Raw genomic sequence first — 15,272 nt, forward strand, 5'->3', positions numbered from 1 at the left:
CGTCAACAGTGGGAAACAACCGTGACAGGCGGGTCCGGCGGGGTCAGGGATGCTCCCGCGACCGGCGTCGAGTGCCGGCGCCGGGCATAAGGCCGGCCGTCGAGGCGTTGACCGCGGCAGGTCCGCCAGCAGCGGCCCTCGGCGTGCCGGACGGGTGTCCGCACAGGTTGTCGGGGCGTGCGGCTACGCTCGCTGCGGCGTGCCCGGGCCGGGCCGACCGCCGACGGCGCGGGGAAGCACATCGCCGAGACCGGGGAGTACGACCAGTTGACCGCAGAGCCTGACACCCTGTATGGGGCCGACGACCTCACCCACCTCGAGGGGCTGGACGCCGTCCGCAAGCGGCCCGGCATGTACATCGGCTCCACCGACAGCCGTGGCGTGGGCCACCTCGTCAACGAGATTCTCGACAACTCGACCGACGAGGGCGTCGCCGGCCACGCCACGAGCGTCGAGGTCATCCTGCACTCCGACGGGTCGGTGCAGGTCGACGACGACGGCCGGGGTATCCCCACCGACGTGCACGCCCGCTCCGGCATCTCCGGCGTCGAGTTGGTGCTCACCCGCCTGCACGCCGGCGGCAAGTTCGGTGGCTCCGGCTACAAGACCTCCGGCGGCCTGCACGGCGTGGGTGCCTCGGCGGTGAACGCCCTGTCCCGCCGCTTCGACGTCACCGTGCGCCGGGGCGGCAAGGTGCACGCCATGTCGTTCCGGCACGGGGTGCCCGGCGTCTTCGACGGCGACGGTCCCGACGCGCCGTTCACTCCCGGCCCCGGGCTCCAGGTCGTCGGCGGCATGAAGCGCGGCCGCCGTACCGGCACCTCGATCCGCTACTGGCACGACCCCCGCTACTTCGAGACCGGCGCCACCCTCGACCACGACGCCGTGCGGGCCAAGCTGCGCCACACCGCCTTCCTGGTCCCCGGCGTCGGCTACACCCTGCACGACCGCACCACGGAAGGATCCACCGAGGAGCGCTTCCACTACCCCAACGGCCTCACCGACATGGTGGAGTTCCTCGCCCCGGCCGGCGACCGGCCGGTCTCCGGCACCCTGCTGGTCACCGGCGAGGGCACGTACCGGGAGAACGCCGCCGACGCCAACGGCGTCATGCAGTCGAACGTGCAGCGGCGGGCCGAGGTCGAGATCGCCTTCCGCTGGGGCACCGGCTACGAACGCACGGTCGAGTGCTTCACCAACACCATCCGCAACGCCCACGGCGGCACCCACCGCAAGGGCTTCGAGCGGGCGTTGGCGCGCACTCTCGCCGACGCCGTACGCAACACCCGGGGCCTGCTCAAGGCCAAGGAGGACGCGCCAACCCTGGACGACGTGCTGGAGGGCATGACGGCGGTGGTGCACGTGCGGGTGCCCGAGCCGCAGTTCACCTCACAGACCAAGGACGAGCTCTCCACCGCCGGCATCACCAAGGTCGTGCAGGGGCTGGTGGAGCAGCACCTCAAGTCCTGGCTGGACGACCGCAAGACGCGCACCGAGGCGCGTACGGTCCTCCAGAAGATCGTCGACGCATCCCGGGTACGCCTCACCCAGAAGCAGCAGAAGGACGCGGCCCGCCGCAAGACCGCCCTCGAAGGCGCGGCCATGCCCGCCAAACTCGTCGACTGCCGCGCCTCGGGCATCGACCGGAGTGAATTGTTCATCGTGGAGGGGGACTCCGCCCTCGGGACAGGTCGACTTGCCCGTTCTGCGGAATATCAGGCACTTCTTCCGATTCGAGGCAAGATCCTCAACGTGCAGAAGGCCAGCCTTCAGCAGGTGCTCGACAACGCCGAGTGCGCGGCGATCGTGCAGGTGCTCGGTGCCGGCTCGGGGCGCACCTTCGACCTGTCGGCGCTGCGCTATGGGCGGGTGCTCATCATGGCCGACGCCGATGTCGACGGCGCGCACATCCGGACGTTGCTGATCACCCTCTTCGCCCGGTACATGCGACCGCTGATCGAGGCGGGCCGGCTCTACGCCGCGATGCCGCCGCTGCACAAGATCACGACCAGGGGGCGCAACCCGGAGACCGTCTACACCTACACCCAGGCGGAGATGGAGTCGACGGTGCGCCGGTTCGAGAAGGCCGGCAAGCAGATCGTCACCCCGGTGCCCCGGTTCAAGGGCCTCGGCGAGATGGACGCCGACGAGTTGTGGGAGACCACCATGAACCCGGCCACCCGCGCGGTGCGCCGGATCACCCTGGACGACGTCGACGCCGCCGAGCGGATCCTCGAACTGCTGATGGGGGAGAAGGTCGAGCCGCGCCGCAACTGGCTGATCGACTCCGCCGACCGGGTCGACCGTGCCGCCATCGACGCCTGATCACCGCGTCTCTCGGAAGGAAAGCTGAGCCATGGCACGCCGCAAGGAGACGAAGGTCGACCATTCCGCGTTCGACCTGGCCGGTGCGCGGATCATCGACAATCCACTGACCACCGAGGTGTCCGACTCCTACCTGGAGTACGCCTTCTCGGTCATCCACTCCCGGGCGCTGCCCGACGCCCGCGACGGCCTCAAGCCGGTGCACCGCCGCATCCTCTGGTCGATGTACGAGCAGGGCCACCGCCCGGACCGGGCGCACGTGAAGTCCGCCCGGATCGTCGGGGATGCGATGGGCAAGTACCATCCGCACGGCGACGGCGCGATCTACGACGCGATGGTCCGGCTGGCGCAGGACTTCTCACTGAACGTCCCACTCATCGACGGGCATGGAAATTTTGGGAGCCCGGACGATGGACCGGCGGCGGCGAGATACACCGAGGCTCGGATGTCGCGGGAGGCGATGCTGCTCGTCGGTGAGCTGGGCGAGGACACCGTCGATGTCGAGCCCAACTACGACGGCTCACTGACCCAGCCCACCGTGCTGCCGGCGGCCTTCCCGAACCTGCTGGTGAACGGTGCCGCCGGGATCGCGGTCGGGATGGCGACCAACATGATCCCGCACAACCTGGGCGAGGTCGTCGCGGCGGCCCGGTGGCTGATCCGGCACCCGAACGCCACCCTCGACAAGCTGATGGAGTTCGTGCCCGGTCCCGACCTGCCCACCGGCGGCATGCTGCTCGGCCTGGACGAGGTGCGCCGGGCGTACGAGACCGGCCGGGGCGTGGTGCGGATGCGCGGCAAGGTGGAGATCGGGCCGCTGGAGGGCAGCAGAGGTCGGCAGGCGATCACGGTTGTCGAGTTGCCGTACGGCATCGGCGCGGAAAAGGTCATCGCCGCCATCACCAACGAGGTGACCAAGACCAAGCGGCTCACCGGTATCGCCGACGTCAAGGACCTCACCGACCGGGAGAGCGGCACCCGGCTGGTCATCGAGTGCAAGGTCGGCGTGAACCCGCAGGCACTGCTCGCCGACCTCTACCGGTTGACCCCGCTGGAGCATTCGTTCGGTGTCAACAACCTGGTGCTCGTCGACGGGCAACCGCGCACCCTGGGGCTCAAGGAGCTGCTTGAGGTGTTCCTGGCGCACCGCTACGAGGTGGTGACCCGGCGCAGCGCGTACCGCAAGCGCAAGCGGGAGGAGCGGCTGCACCTGGTCGACGGCCTGCTGATCGCCCTGCTCGACATCGACAAGGTGGTGAAGCTGATCCGGGGCAGCGACGACGCCCAGGCGGCCCGCAGTGGCCTGATGCGCCAGTTCAAGCTCTCCGAGATCCAGGCCAACTACATCCTGGACACTCCGCTGCGCCGGCTGACCAAGTACGACCGGCTGGAGTTGGAGGCCGAGCAGCAGAAGCTGCGGGCCGAGATCGTCGAGCTGTCGACCATCCTCGACGACGAGAACGTGCTCAAGAAGGTCGTCTCGGACGAGTTGGCCGCGGTGGTCAAGCAGTTCGCCGCGCCCCGGCGGACGACGCTCGTCGACGGTGACCTCAAGGAGGTGCTGGCCGCGTCCGCGCCGGCCGGTCCGCTTGAGGTGGCCGACGACCCGTGCCAGGTGATCCTGTCGGCCACCGGGTTGGTGGCCCGTACCGCGGCCGAGTCGGAGGAGGCCGCCGAGGGACGCCGCCGGCACGGCCGGGTCAAGCACGACGCGGTACGCGCCGCGGTGCACTCCACCGCCCGAGGTCGGGTGCTGCTGGTGACAAGTGCCGGCCGGGCGTTCAAGGTGGACGTGCTGCCGCTGCCGGTGTTGCCGGAACAGGCCGGCACGGTGTCGTTGCGCGGCGGGATGTCCGCCGCCGAGCTGGTGCCGCTGGAGCCGGGGGAGACCGTGGTCGGCCTGGCGCCGCTGGGTGCTGCCGCGGCGGGTTCACCGGGCCTGGCGCTCGGTACCCGGCAGGGCGTGGTGAAGGTCTGCGCCCCGGACTGGCCGGTGCGATCCGACGAGTTCGAGGTGATCGGGCTGCGCGACGGCGACGAGGTGGTCGGGGCGACCTGGCTGGTCGACGGCGCCGAGACGCTCGCCTTCCTGACCAGCGCGGCTTCGCTGCTGCGCTTCAGTGCCGCGACGATCCGGCCGCAGGGACTCAAGGGCGGCGGGATGGCCGGCATCGCCCTGCCGTCCGGGGCGCGGGTGGTGTTCTTCGGCGCGGTCCGCACCGACGATCCGGCGCACGGTGAGCCGATGGTGGTCACCTCGACCGGCGCGACGGTGAAGGTGACGCCGCTGTCGGCGTACCCGGCGAAGGGGCGGGCGACCGGCGGGGTGCGGGCGCATCGGTTCCTCAGGGGCGAGACCGACGTGGTGGTCGGGTGGGTCGGTCCCCGGCCGGTGGGCTCGACGGCGAACGGTGAGGCGGTGGAGCTGCCGGCGGCCGACCCGCGTCGCGATGGTTCCGGCTTCGCCGTCATGCTCGGCCCGGCCGTGGTGGGTCACCAGATCGACCGCCAGTAGGTAGCTGCCTGCTCGACAGCGGCGTGCCGGACGCGACCGTCCGGTGCGCCGCAATCCATCGACACCTGTCATTGACGTATGACGTATGACGACGATACGTTGAGGCTTGCTCGCTGGCGGCCCGACGTGTCGACACCACCATCCACAACGTCGGTGCCTGCGACAACGCGCGTCCCTCCCGACGGCGCGTGGTCCTAGTCGAAGGAGTGGATCAATGATTGGTGAGGTTCGTCCCGCCTCTCCCCCCAGGCGTCGGAAATGGTCGGTCGTGGCGGCGGTCGGTGCGGCTGTCCTGGCGGCCGGCAGCCTCGTCGCCATCAATGCGGCACCCGCAGCGGCGGCGACAGTCGATCCCAACGCCTGGTATGTGCTGGTCAACCGCAACAGTGGCAAGGCGTTGGATGTGTACGGCTTGGCGACCAACGACGGTGCGCGGATCAGTCAGTGGAGCCGTAATGACGGCGCGAATCAGCAGTGGCAGTTCGTGGACTCTGGTGGAGGCTACTACCGGCTCAAGTCGCGGCATTCGGGCAAGGTTCTGGACGTGTCGAATGCGTCGACCGCCGACGGCGCGGCTGTCGTGCAGTGGTCGGACCACAATGGCACGAATCAGCAGTTCCGGTTGGCCGACTCCGACGGTGGTCACGTCCGGTTGGTCAGCCGGCACAGCGGCAAGGTGGTTGAGGTGCAGGGTGCCTCCACTGCGGATGGCGCGAACATCGTGCAGTACGCCGACTGGAACGGCACCAACCAGCAGTGGCAACTGGCCCGGGTCGGCGGGGGCGGCCCCACGTCGCCACCACCGACCGGTGAGCCGGGCGCGGGGTGCGGCCGGACGCCGACGCTCGGCAACGGTACGCACACCATCCAGAGCGGCGGCCAGAGTCGCAGCTTCATCCTGAGGCTCCCCGCCAACTACAACAGCAACACCCGCTACCGGTTGATGTTCGCGTTCCACTGGTGGGGCGGCACCGCCGGCGATGTCGCCTACGGTGGCGCCGACGGGGCCGCCTGGGCCTACTACGGCCAGCAGGAGCAGTCGAACAACACCGCGATCCTGGTCGCGCCGCAGGGCATCGGCAACGGCTGGGCCAACTCCGGTGGCGAGGACGTCACCTTCGTCGACGACATGATCCGTCGGATCGAGGGCGACCTGTGCGTCAACACGACGCAGCGCTTCGCTCTCGGGTTCAGCTACGGCGGGGCGATGAGCTACGCCCTCGCCTGTGCCCGCGCGAACGTCTTCCGGGCCGTCGCGGTCTACGGCGCTCCCCGGGAGTTGAGCGGATGCAGCGGCGGTACCCAGCCGATCGCGTACTTCGGCATCCACGGCATCTCCGACAACATCACCAGCGGGCGGTCGTTGCGCGACAGGTTCGTCCGCAACAACGGCTGCACCCCGCAGAACCCGCCGGAGCCGGCGGCGGGCAGCCGGACGCACATCACCACCGTTTACTCGGGATGCAGCGCCGGCTATTCCGTGCAGTGGGCGGCGTTCGACGGCGGTCACACCCCCGGCCCGGTCGACGGCGGTGGCGACAGCGGCGCCAGGACCTGGACCAAGGGCGAGGTGTGGCGCTTCTTCGCGCAGTTCTGAGTTGAGGGTCGGAGTCCCCGGTCGAGGCCGGGGGCTCCGACGCGCCGTCCATTGGCTGGCGGACCGGCCACGGATGGTGACTGCTCGGCGTGGGTCAGGCGACGCCGGCTGGGCGGAACTGGACGCTGACCCGGGGGCCGACCGGGCGGGCGGTCTTGGGTATCGCGTGTTCCCAGGTGCGCTGGCAGGAGCCGCCCATCACCACCAGGTCACCGTGACCGAGCGGAAAACGAAGGCTGGTGCCGCCGCCGCGCGGGCGCAGCAGCAGTTGGCGGGGCGAGCCGAAGGAGACGATGGCGACCAGGGTGTCGGTGTGGGCGGAGCGCCCCTGGGTGTCGCCGTGCCAGGCGACGCTGTCCCGGCCGTCGCGGTAGAGGCACATGCCGGCGGTGACGAAGGGTTCGCCGAGTTCGTCGGCGTAGTGGCGGGTCAGTGCCGCGCGGGCGGCGGTGAGCACCGGGTGCGGTAGTGCTCGGCCGGCACCGTACCAGCAGAGCAGTCGGGGCACGTCGACGTCGGTGTCGTACATGGTGCGTCGTTCGGCCCGCCACGGCACCTCGCGTAGCAGCACGTCGAGCACCTGGTCGGAGCCGTGCACCCAGCCGGGCAGGTGGTCGACCCAGGCGCCCCGGCTCAGCGGGTGCCGGCGCGGCTGCCCGGCCAGCGGGCCGAGGGTGGGCGCCGCGTCGGTGACCTCCAGCATCGACGGCTGGTACGCGGTCTGCGACATGCCCGCAGCCTAGCAGGGACTTAGCACACCAGTGCTACTTGGCTGGTGGCTGCTGCATCCCTCGGTGGCCGCGACCAGCGCGCTCGGTCATGCGGCCGGCGGTGAGGTCATCGCCGGCCGCATGGCCACCGTGCTGGCGGCGGCGGTGCTGCGTCACAGCATCCTGCGTCTCTACGGCGCCCGCGCGTCCTGGCGGGCGCGGAAGATCAGCTCCGGTACAGGCAGAAGGAGTAGAGAGTGCGACCGGTGGTCGTGCTGTCACCCCTGGGCTCGAACCACAGCGTGCCGCTGCCCTTGGTGCGATAGCCCACGGCGACGTCCTTCGTGACCTTGCTGCCCCTGGTGCCGAGCAGCGTGGTGTAGGTGCTGGTGCCGCCCTGCGACATGCGTACCCGGATCGACTTGACCGTGCCCGAGATCTTGTACGTGGCCTTCACCCGGGCATTTCCACCCGGCCATCCGGAGTAGCTGAATCCGAGGCCCGTCCCGACCGAGTCGCCCGCCGAGGCACTCCAGGAGCGTACGCAGGTCGCTGCTTCCGCCTTCGTCGCCATCGGGGCCACCAGGGCGGCGGACGTCAGTAGGGCAAGCGCCGGCATCAACAGGGCCGCTCTTCGTACAGACAAGATCACATGTACTCCTCTGTGACTACACGATGGAGGGTGGATCGGATCGCGGGAGCCGCCGAGAAACGGTCTACAGGCGGTCATCCACCTGGGCGCTGGTCACTGTAGTCACGGCTTGCCGGCGACAGGTGGCCGGGCTGGCCCCGGCGCCGCGTGGGCGGTGCAGTGGTGGGCGGGGGCGAGCCGAAGGAGACGTTGGCGCCCCGGCGAAGCCTTGCGCGCACCTCGCCAACTGTTCTATAACTCTAGACAAGAGTTATAGAACAGTTGGAGGTCGCCATGGAAGCTCTGGCACTGCGTGACCCGTCCGCCGCGCCGGTGGCCGGCCGGTTCGGGCGGCACGGTGGCCGGTTCGTGCCCGAGCCGCTGATAGCCGCCTGCGAGGAGGTCGAGGCGGCCTTCACCGAGGCGTGGGCGGATGCGGGCTTCCGCAGCGATCTGGCCTGGCTGTTGTCGAGGTACGCGGGCCGACCGACCCCGCTCACTCCGGCCCTGCGACTGTCGGCCGAACTCGGCGTGACGGTGCTGCTCAAGCGGGAGGACCTGACGCACACCGGCTCGCACAAGATCAACAATGTGCTGGGGCAGGCGTTGCTGGCGCGCCGGATGGGCAAGCGGCGGCTGATCGCCGAGACCGGCGCGGGAATGCACGGCGTCGCCACCGCCACCGCCGGTGCCCTGCTGGGCCTGCCGGTGACCGTCTTCATGGGCGAGCGCGACATCGAGCGGCAGGCGCACAACGTGTTCCGGATGCGGCTGCTCGGCGCGCAGGTCGTGCCGGTGCGCTCGGGCAGCCGGACCCTCAAGGACGCGACAAGCGAGGCGATGCGCCACTGGGTCAGCGCCACGGAGGACGCCTACTACTGCGTGGGCTCGGTGATCGGGCCGCACCCGTACCCGTGGCTGGTGCGCGAGCTACAGGCGGTCATCGGCCAGGAGGCGCGACACCAGTGCGCCGAGCAGTTGTCGGCCGGCACACCGGATCAGGTCGTCGCCTGCGTCGGTGGTGGCTCCAACGCCGCCGGCACCTTCGCCGGCTTCGTGGAGACGCCGGCCCGCCTGGTGGGGGTCGAGGCGGCGGGCGGTGCCGGCGCGGCGCTGGGTGAGGTCGGCGTCCTGCACGGGTTCCAGTCGCTGTTCCTTCAGGACGAGCAGGGCCAGATCCGCGAGGCGCACTCCGTCGCGGCGGGCCTGGACTACCCGGGAGTCGGGCCGGAGCACGCCCACCTGCGTGACCTCGGCCGGGCCGAGTACGTCACCGCCACCGACCAGGAGGCCCTGGCGGCGGCGGTCCGGTTGGCCCGCGCCGAGGGCATCGTCCCGGCGATCGAGTCGGCGCACGCGCTCGCCTGGGTCGTCCGGGCGGCCGGCACCACCGACCTGCCCACCGGCAGCAGCGTGCTCGTCACGCTCTCCGGCCGCGGCGACAAGGACATCGCGACCCTCATGGCGTACCTGGGCGACGAGGAGGCGCGGTGACCACGTTGGAGACCCGGCTGCGGCGCGACCGTGGCCGCAAGCTGCTCATGCCCTACCTCACCGGGGGAGTCACCCCGGACTGGACCGACCACCTGCGCGCGATCGCCGACGCCGGGGCCGACGCGATCGAGGTCGGCATCCCCTTCTCCGATCCCACCCTCGACGGCGTCACCATCCAGGAGGCGTCCGACGCCGCGCTGGCCCGGGGCGCCAGCACCGATGGCGTCCTCGCCGACCTGTCGAGGAACCGGATCGAGGTGCCGGTCGTGGTCAGCACGTACGCGAATCTCGCCCTGCGCCGTGGCGCGGACCGGTTCTGCCGAGCCCTCGCCGAGGCGGGCGTCCAGGGCCTGATCGTGCCCGACCTGCCGTTGGAAGAGGCCGGGGCGACGAGCGCGGCCGCCCGGGCCGCGAACGTCGACCTCGCGTTGTTGGCCTCGCCCGCCACCCCGCCACTGCGGCTGCGGGAGATCGCCGAGCGCAGTCGCGGCTTCGTCTACGCGGTCTCCCTGATGGGTACCACGGGTGAACGCCGGCAACTCGCCGCCTCGGCCGCCGCACTGGCGCGGCGCCTGCGGGGCGTCACGGACCGGCCCGTATTCTTGGGATTCGGCATCTCGACACCGGCGCAGGCGGCCGTCGCGGCGCGGGACGCCGACGGTGTGATCGTCGGGGCGGCGCTGATGCGACGCCTGCTCGACGGAGCGGACCCGGCGTCGACCGCCGGATTCGTCCGGTCACTGCGCAGAGCGCTGGACGGCGTGCCGGCACGGACATCGGCGGACGCCGGAGGTTAGGGGGCGGGCGGCGGCATGGCTACCGGGCAGGACGCCCCCGCGGCGCGGTACCGCACCATCGCCGCCGACCTTGCCGCCAGGATCCGAGCCGGGGACTACCGGCCCGGCGAGGCGCTACCCTCCCAACGCGACCTCAGCGCCGCCTACGGCGTCACGCTGATGACGCTGCGGCAGGCGTTGCGGCAGCTCAGCGACGAGGGGCTGATCGAGCAGCAACCTGGCCGGGGCACCTTCGTCACCCCGCCACACCTGGCGTACCGGCTGGGTTCGCTGCGCAGCTTCGCCGACGACCTGCGGGATCAGGGCCACGAGGTGCGGACCACCGTCGTCGGCCGGGCGGTGCGCCGGCTGCCGGCGCGGATCGCCGGGACGCTGCGGGCCGGCGTCGCCGACACCGGGCTGCGGCTGGAGCGGGTGCGGGCGTTCGCCGGCCGCCGCGCCGTGCACCAGGTCTCGTGGGTACGCGCCTCGCACGCCGACGGTCTGCGCGAGGTGGACTTCACCGCGACGTCGCTGTACGAGGCGCTCGCCGCCGGTGGCGTCTCGGTCGCCCGGGCGACCGAGACGATCCGGCCCGGCACCCTCGACGCGGCGCTGGCGACACACCTCGACGACGCGCCCGGTGCTGCCGTGCTGATCAGCGACCGGACCACCCACACGCTTGACGGCACCGCGATCGTCGTCGACCGGGCGACGATCCTCGGCAGCATGATGCAGATCAACACCGACCGCGCTGCGCGCGGCCTGTCACTGCACTGGGGAGCCAGCCGCGACGTGCCGTAGCGCGTCCAGCACCGCGTCCACCACCCGTTCCCGCCCGCGCCCGTCCACCGCGGCCCAGGCGCGGGCGGACAGCTCCGCCCGGCGCGCCCCGTCGTCGAGCAGCCCCGCCAGGGTGCCCGCGGCGGCGCGGACGGCCGCCGGGTCACCGGCCAGCGCGGGCAGCTCACCGAGCCCGGCGGCCAGCCCGGCGGCCACCACCCGGTGGTACGACTCGCGCTGGTTGTCCACCACGCAGACCAGCGCCGAGGGGGCCCCGAGGCAGCACAACTCCCAGGTGGAGGTGCCGGCCGCGCTGACCACCAGGTCCGCCGCGGCGATCAGGGCGGGCAGCGTACCGGTGGGTGGCACCGGCAGCAGCGACTGGCCGGGCCCCGGCGTCAGCCGGGCCATCCGCGCGGCCAGTTCGGGCCGGCCGACGACGACGGTGAGTTCCATCGGCCGGCCGGTCGACAGCAGCACCTCGGTCAGCACCGGTGCCGCGCCGGCCGCGTCGGTGCCGCCGAAGAAGGCCAGCACCGAGGGGGGATCGACCGTCACCGCCGGGCGCGGGGCCGCCGGCCGGGCGGCCAGGACACCCGCGCGCAGCAGGGCGTACCCGCTGCCGGCGAGCAGCCGGCCCGCCGGCACGGCCAAGTCGGTGGCGAAGTTCTGGTCGAGGTAGAGGTCGGCGTCCTGTCCCCGGGTCTCCCCGTCGACGATGGCCAGGGTCAGCACCCCGGCGGCCCGCAGCGCCCCCGCAGCCGTGGGATCCAGCTCGTACGAGTCGAGGACCAGTACGTCGAGGTCGTGCCGGCGGGCGGCGGCGACCAGACCGTCCGGGGTGTCCGGGCCGGGGTGCAGCGTGATGCCCCGGGCGGTGAGCTGGTCGGCCGCCCAGCCGACGCCGTCGACGGTGCCGAAGACCTCGACGGTGGCGCCCCGGGCCTGGAACTCCTCACCGAGGGCGAGACAGCGGACCAGGTGCCCGACCCCACGCAGCGGCCCGGCGTCGCAGCGCAGCCCGACGCGTAACGTGCTCAGCGCTCCTCCAACCGCTTCTGCCGGACATCGGCGTTGAGCGCGCGCAGCGCCGGCTGCCCGTCCAGCCAGTCGACGAGTTTGGCCAGCGGCACGCTGACGTCACCGAAGTGGTCGGCCACCGCGTGGACCAGTTCCCAGTCGCGGTCGGTGTCGAGGGTGAGGCGCAGCTGCGAACGGTCCGGGGTGAGGGTCACGCCGAGCACCCGGAACACCTCCGGATGTGCGTACGCGTACGAGGTCACGTGCACCCGGTGGTGGTCGGTGGCGAGCCGGTCGACGGTACGCAGCGCGTCGGCCCGGATGATCTCCACGTCCAGACCGCGGGGGAGGGTACGGGCGATCGACGTGCTGGCGTAGTCCAGTCCCGGCACGGCCCGGTACACCGAGGCGACCAGACTGACGATCTCCGGATCCAGCAGCGGACAGTCGGCGGTGAACCGCATGACCGCGTCGCCGGGATGGGCGTCCAGGGCACCGACGAAGCGGGTCAGTACGTCATCGACCGGCCCGCGGTGCCAGGCGACGCCGAGCCGGTCACACTCGGCGACGATCGCGTCGTCACTGCCGTCGCTGCTGGTCGCCACCACCAGGTCGGCGAGCACACCGCTGTCCTGGGCGGCCCGGACCACCCGGCCGAGCACGCTGCGTCCGGCCAGTGGGCGCAGCACCTTGCCGGGCAGCCGGGACGAGCCCATCCGCGCCTGCACGATGCCGACGATACGGTCCGTCATTCCGGTCCTTCCTGCTTCACGGCGATGGTGGTGCGGGCCCGGCGTTTGGCGGCGCGGGCGCCGCGCTTGGCCATCCGGGCCGGGGTCAAGGCCAGCCGCCCGACCTTGTAGCTGAGCGAACCACTCAGCAGGTTGATCTTCGCTTCGGCCCGGCGCAACGCACGTTCGCGCGAGGTGAGCAGATCCTCGGTCCACTTGAGCAGCGCCGCAAGCCGGGTGTTCTCCTCCCGCTGGCGCAGCCACGCCTCGCGCAGTTGCTGGTAGCTGCGGGGGCCGGGCGGCGGGTCGGTCAGGCTCACCGCGGCCTCCGCAGCCGTCGCGACCGTCTCCGTCGCGGCCTCGACGACGGCTCGGTCGAAGTCACGTCCGGCGACCCCACCGAGCAGCACGGTCAACCCCACCACGTCCAGCGTGGCGGTCCACGGGTGGGCGTACCCGCCGGTGAGCAGGTCGGCGGCGAAGCGCCACAGCGTCCGGGCCAGCACCACGTCGACCGGCAACGGGGGGCCGGCCCGCCGGCCCCGGTCGAGCACCGCCCAGCGGTCACCGTCGACGACCAGGTTGTCCGCCCCGGCCAATGCCACCGCCCCGGCGAGCCGTCCCTGCTCGGCCTGGCCGTCGAGCCAGTCGGCGTATCCGCGTAGCAGTCGGCGCAGCAGCGCCGTGTCGCGGCGCAGGCACCCGTCGAGCAGGAGGCTGCGCAGCAGACGCCCGTCGGGCACCGGGCCGTCGGGAGCGGCCGGGTCGTGGTGCGCCGTCCCGCGACCGGCGTACGGTGCGCCGGCCGTGGCCGGGGGCACCGCGACGCCGGTGCGGTGCCAGTGCCAGCCCGCTGGCCCGTCCCGCACCTCGACCACGGTGCCGTCTGCCGTCCAGTCGGCGACGAACGCCACCGGCAGCCGGGCGGGCCCACCGACCCCCGGGTGCTCCGGCCGGTCGACGCGCGGCAGACGGTGCGCCGGGTCGCCGGTGTCGACCGGCTCCTCGTCGATGCCGGCCGGCTCGGTGGCCGGCCGGTGGGCGAGCACCAGCCAGGACGGGGCCAGGTCGGCGGCGCGACCGGCGTGCAGGGCGTCCACGGCCAGCCGGGCCGGGTCGGCGAGGACGAAGCGGCCGGTGTACCCGGTGGTGCAGGCGGCGTGCAGCACCGCGTCGAACAGCCCGCTCCTGGTGTGCCGGGTCAGCTCGTCGACGGCCAGCAGCGCGCTGGTCAGGTCGGGATGCGGATACCCGGCGTAGCAGGTGCCGGTGCGCATCCCGGCGGCGGTCAGCCGCTCGCGCAGCTGCGCCAGGTTGGCGGGGCGGGTAGCGTCGAGCACCCCACCGACGGTCCACTCGGCATCGCCCCGGCCGGCGTACCAGCTTTCGGCGGCGACCAGCCGGTGCACGCCGAGCGGATTGTCCAGCCGAAGCAGCAGGTCACCGCCGGGGCGGACGGCCGCCACCAGGCGGGCCAGCAGCTCGTCCCAGCCGAGGCGCTCACCCTCGACCGACTCGATCGCGTCCAGCCCGGCACCGGCGATCACCACGTCGTACTCCTCGCCGGCGGGCAGGCCCTGTGGGCCGCTCACCAGCACCCGGTCCACCTGTCCGGCGACCACCGCCGCGTCCGGGTAGCCGCGCAACAGGCAGGTGAGCCGGGTGTGGGCCAGCGCGTCGAGCAGCGCCGGACCGTGCGGCCCGGCCAGCAGCACCCGGGCGCCGGCCGGCACCAGGCGGGCGACCAACCCGGCGAGCGGGCCGTCGGCGGCTGAGTCCGTCCGGTCGGACCAGGCGAGCATCTCGCCGCCGGGCAGCGTCACCGCTGACGCCGTCTCGGTTGTCACGTCGTCTCCTCCTGCAGGTACGCCCACCCCAGCAGTTCCCGCAACGCGGCGGGTGGGTAGCGGTGGTCGGTGCCCAACTCGGCGTGGGCGAGCTCGACAGCGGTCGGCAGGTGCACCTGTTCGCCGTGCAGTTGCGGCCACTGCCGGCGGATGCGGGCGGTGCCGCCGAAGGTCGGGTCCTCGTCGGCCAGCACCATCGGGTCGCCGTACACCGCCGGCTCGCAGCCGGCCGCGATGCCGTAGAAGATGGCGCTGGTCAGCCGGTTGGAGGCGACCCGACGGTGCCGGCGCAGCTCGTCGAGCTGACGGTCCAGGAACAGCGGGTCGGTGTCTTTCCACCAGTGCCCCCGGTAGCCGTGGCAGATGACCCGGAAGCCGGCGTTCTCGTAGAGCCGGCGTACCCGCCGCATCCGGTGTTCGTGCCAGTACAGGCAGACGGTGACCGGGCCGGGTTCGGTGTCCCGGATGCGGGCGATCAGTTCCTTGTGGTCACCCTTGACGTGCTGGCCCTCCCAGCCGTGGAACGGGTACCAGATGGTCCCCTCCCGGGGCGGCTGGGATTCCTCCGCCGGCCGCATGGCCAGCAGATAGGCGAACGGCGCCCCGATCACCGTGACGTTGCGCCGCCCGACCGACCAGGCCCGCCGCCGGGTCTGCTCCGACCACAGCAGACTCGGTGTGCGCTCGGCGTACGGGTGTCCGGGGGCGAGGCCGTCGCCGATGTTCCAGCCGTGCTGGACGTACCCGTTGATCCGGGGTGGGTGGCCGTCACCCAGCCCGGCATAGCGGGCCAGCACGTGGGCGTGACCATAGAAGTGGTTCGCATGGTGCATCGAGCGTTCC

Annotated in this window: 12 protein-coding genes and 1 pseudogene; 7 read left to right on the top strand and 6 right to left on the bottom strand. The window is 72.1% G+C overall.

The annotated features are described in order from the left end of the window. Positions 1–267: 267 nt before the first annotated feature. The 3 genes and pseudogenes from KBX00_RS06855 to KBX00_RS06865 all read left to right on the top strand — a co-directional run. On the top strand, positions 268–2,325 hold the full coding sequence (locus KBX00_RS06855) for a type IIA DNA topoisomerase subunit B (protein WP_210824752.1): 2,058 nt from the start codon (positions 268–270) through the stop codon (positions 2,323–2,325). 31 nt (positions 2,326–2,356) lie between these two features. Continuing rightward, positions 2,357–4,840 (top strand): DNA topoisomerase (ATP-hydrolyzing) subunit A, encoded by a 2,484-nt coding sequence (locus tag KBX00_RS06860; RefSeq protein WP_210824384.1) that lies wholly within the window; start codon positions 2,357–2,359, stop codon positions 4,838–4,840. 214 nt (positions 4,841–5,054) lie between these two features. Next, positions 5,055–6,434, top strand: a pseudogene (locus KBX00_RS06865) (RICIN domain-containing protein); the annotation flags it as partial. 97 nt (positions 6,435–6,531) lie between these two features. On the opposite strand, the gene KBX00_RS06870 reads toward KBX00_RS06865, so the two are convergent. After that, positions 6,532–7,167 (bottom strand): alpha-ketoglutarate-dependent dioxygenase AlkB, encoded by a 636-nt coding sequence (locus KBX00_RS06870; RefSeq protein WP_210824388.1) that lies wholly within the window; start codon positions 7,165–7,167, stop codon positions 6,532–6,534. Between the two features lie 206 nt (positions 7,168–7,373). After that, entirely contained in the window at positions 7,374–7,793 is a 420-nt protein-coding gene (locus KBX00_RS06875) for a hypothetical protein (protein WP_210824390.1), read from the bottom strand. A 279-nt stretch (positions 7,794–8,072) separates the two neighbouring features. Here KBX00_RS06875 and trpB point away from each other — a divergent pair, with 279 nt between their 5' ends. From trpB to KBX00_RS06890, 3 genes are read left to right on the top strand one after another with little or no spacing between them, the layout of a single operon-like run. Then, the gene (gene trpB, locus KBX00_RS06880; RefSeq protein WP_210824391.1) at positions 8,073–9,272 is read left to right on the top strand and encodes a tryptophan synthase subunit beta; all 1,200 of its coding nucleotides are present in this window, start codon (positions 8,073–8,075) and stop codon (positions 9,270–9,272) included. Beyond that, a complete protein-coding gene (trpA, locus tag KBX00_RS06885) occupies positions 9,269–10,069 on the top strand; it encodes a tryptophan synthase subunit alpha (protein WP_307868195.1) in 801 nt (266 codons plus the stop codon). Before trpB ends, trpA begins: the two co-directional genes overlap by 4 nt. A 15-nt stretch (positions 10,070–10,084) precedes the next feature. Then, entirely contained in the window at positions 10,085–10,852 is a 768-nt protein-coding gene (locus KBX00_RS06890) for a GntR family transcriptional regulator (protein ID WP_210824393.1), read from the top strand. On the opposite strand, the gene KBX00_RS06895 is transcribed toward KBX00_RS06890, so the two are convergent. After that, positions 10,817–11,698 (bottom strand): spore coat protein, encoded by an 882-nt coding sequence (locus KBX00_RS06895; RefSeq protein WP_307868249.1) that lies wholly within the window; start codon positions 11,696–11,698, stop codon positions 10,817–10,819. The two genes, KBX00_RS06890 and KBX00_RS06895, sit on opposite strands and share 36 nt — an antisense overlap. On the opposite strand from KBX00_RS06895, the gene KBX00_RS29630 reads away from it, so the two are divergent. Beyond that, positions 11,639–11,863 carry a hypothetical protein gene (locus KBX00_RS29630; RefSeq protein ID WP_307868197.1) on the top strand — a complete coding sequence of 75 codons (225 nt, stop codon included), beginning with the start codon at positions 11,639–11,641 and terminating at the stop codon, positions 11,861–11,863. The two genes, KBX00_RS06895 and KBX00_RS29630, sit on opposite strands and share 60 nt — an antisense overlap. 5 nt (positions 11,864–11,868) lie before the next feature. Here KBX00_RS29630 and KBX00_RS06900 read toward each other — a convergent pair whose 3' ends face one another. The 3 genes from KBX00_RS06900 to KBX00_RS06910 are packed head-to-tail and all read right to left on the bottom strand — an operon-like array spanning position 11,869 to position 15,262. Further along, positions 11,869–12,603, bottom strand: a complete 735-nt coding sequence (locus tag KBX00_RS06900; RefSeq protein ID WP_210824395.1) for a cytidylyltransferase domain-containing protein — start codon at positions 12,601–12,603, stop codon at positions 11,869–11,871. Then, on the bottom strand, positions 12,600–14,429 hold the full coding sequence (locus KBX00_RS06905) for a class I SAM-dependent methyltransferase (protein ID WP_210824397.1): 1,830 nt from the start codon (positions 14,427–14,429) through the stop codon (positions 12,600–12,602). Before KBX00_RS06905 ends, KBX00_RS06900 begins: the two co-directional genes overlap by 4 nt. Next, on the bottom strand, positions 14,426–15,262 hold the full coding sequence (locus tag KBX00_RS06910) for a hypothetical protein (RefSeq protein WP_210824399.1): 837 nt from the start codon (positions 15,260–15,262) through the stop codon (positions 14,426–14,428). Before KBX00_RS06910 ends, KBX00_RS06905 begins: the two co-directional genes overlap by 4 nt. Positions 15,263–15,272: the final 10 nt, after the last annotated feature.

This window comes from Micromonospora sp. C95, from assembly GCF_018070465.1.
Lineage (GTDB): Bacteria > Actinomycetota > Actinomycetes > Mycobacteriales > Micromonosporaceae > Micromonospora.

Excerpts from the sequence above, each read along its gene's own strand:
- KBX00_RS06870 (WP_210824388.1), bottom strand. The coding sequence starts at position 7,167 with ATGTCGCAGACCGCGTACCAGCCGTCGATGCTGGAGGTCACCGACGCG.
- KBX00_RS06900 (WP_210824395.1), bottom strand. The coding sequence starts at position 12,603 with ATGACGGACCGTATCGTCGGCATCGTGCAGGCGCGGATGGGCTCGTCC.
- KBX00_RS06860 (WP_210824384.1), top strand. The coding sequence starts at position 2,357 with ATGGCACGCCGCAAGGAGACGAAGGTCGACCATTCCGCGTTCGACCTG.
- KBX00_RS06890 (WP_210824393.1), top strand. The coding sequence starts at position 10,085 with ATGGCTACCGGGCAGGACGCCCCCGCGGCGCGGTACCGCACCATCGCC.
- KBX00_RS06910 (WP_210824399.1), bottom strand. The coding sequence starts at position 15,262 with ATGCACCATGCGAACCACTTCTATGGTCACGCCCACGTGCTGGCCCGC.
- trpB (WP_210824391.1), top strand. The coding sequence starts at position 8,073 with ATGGAAGCTCTGGCACTGCGTGACCCGTCCGCCGCGCCGGTGGCCGGC.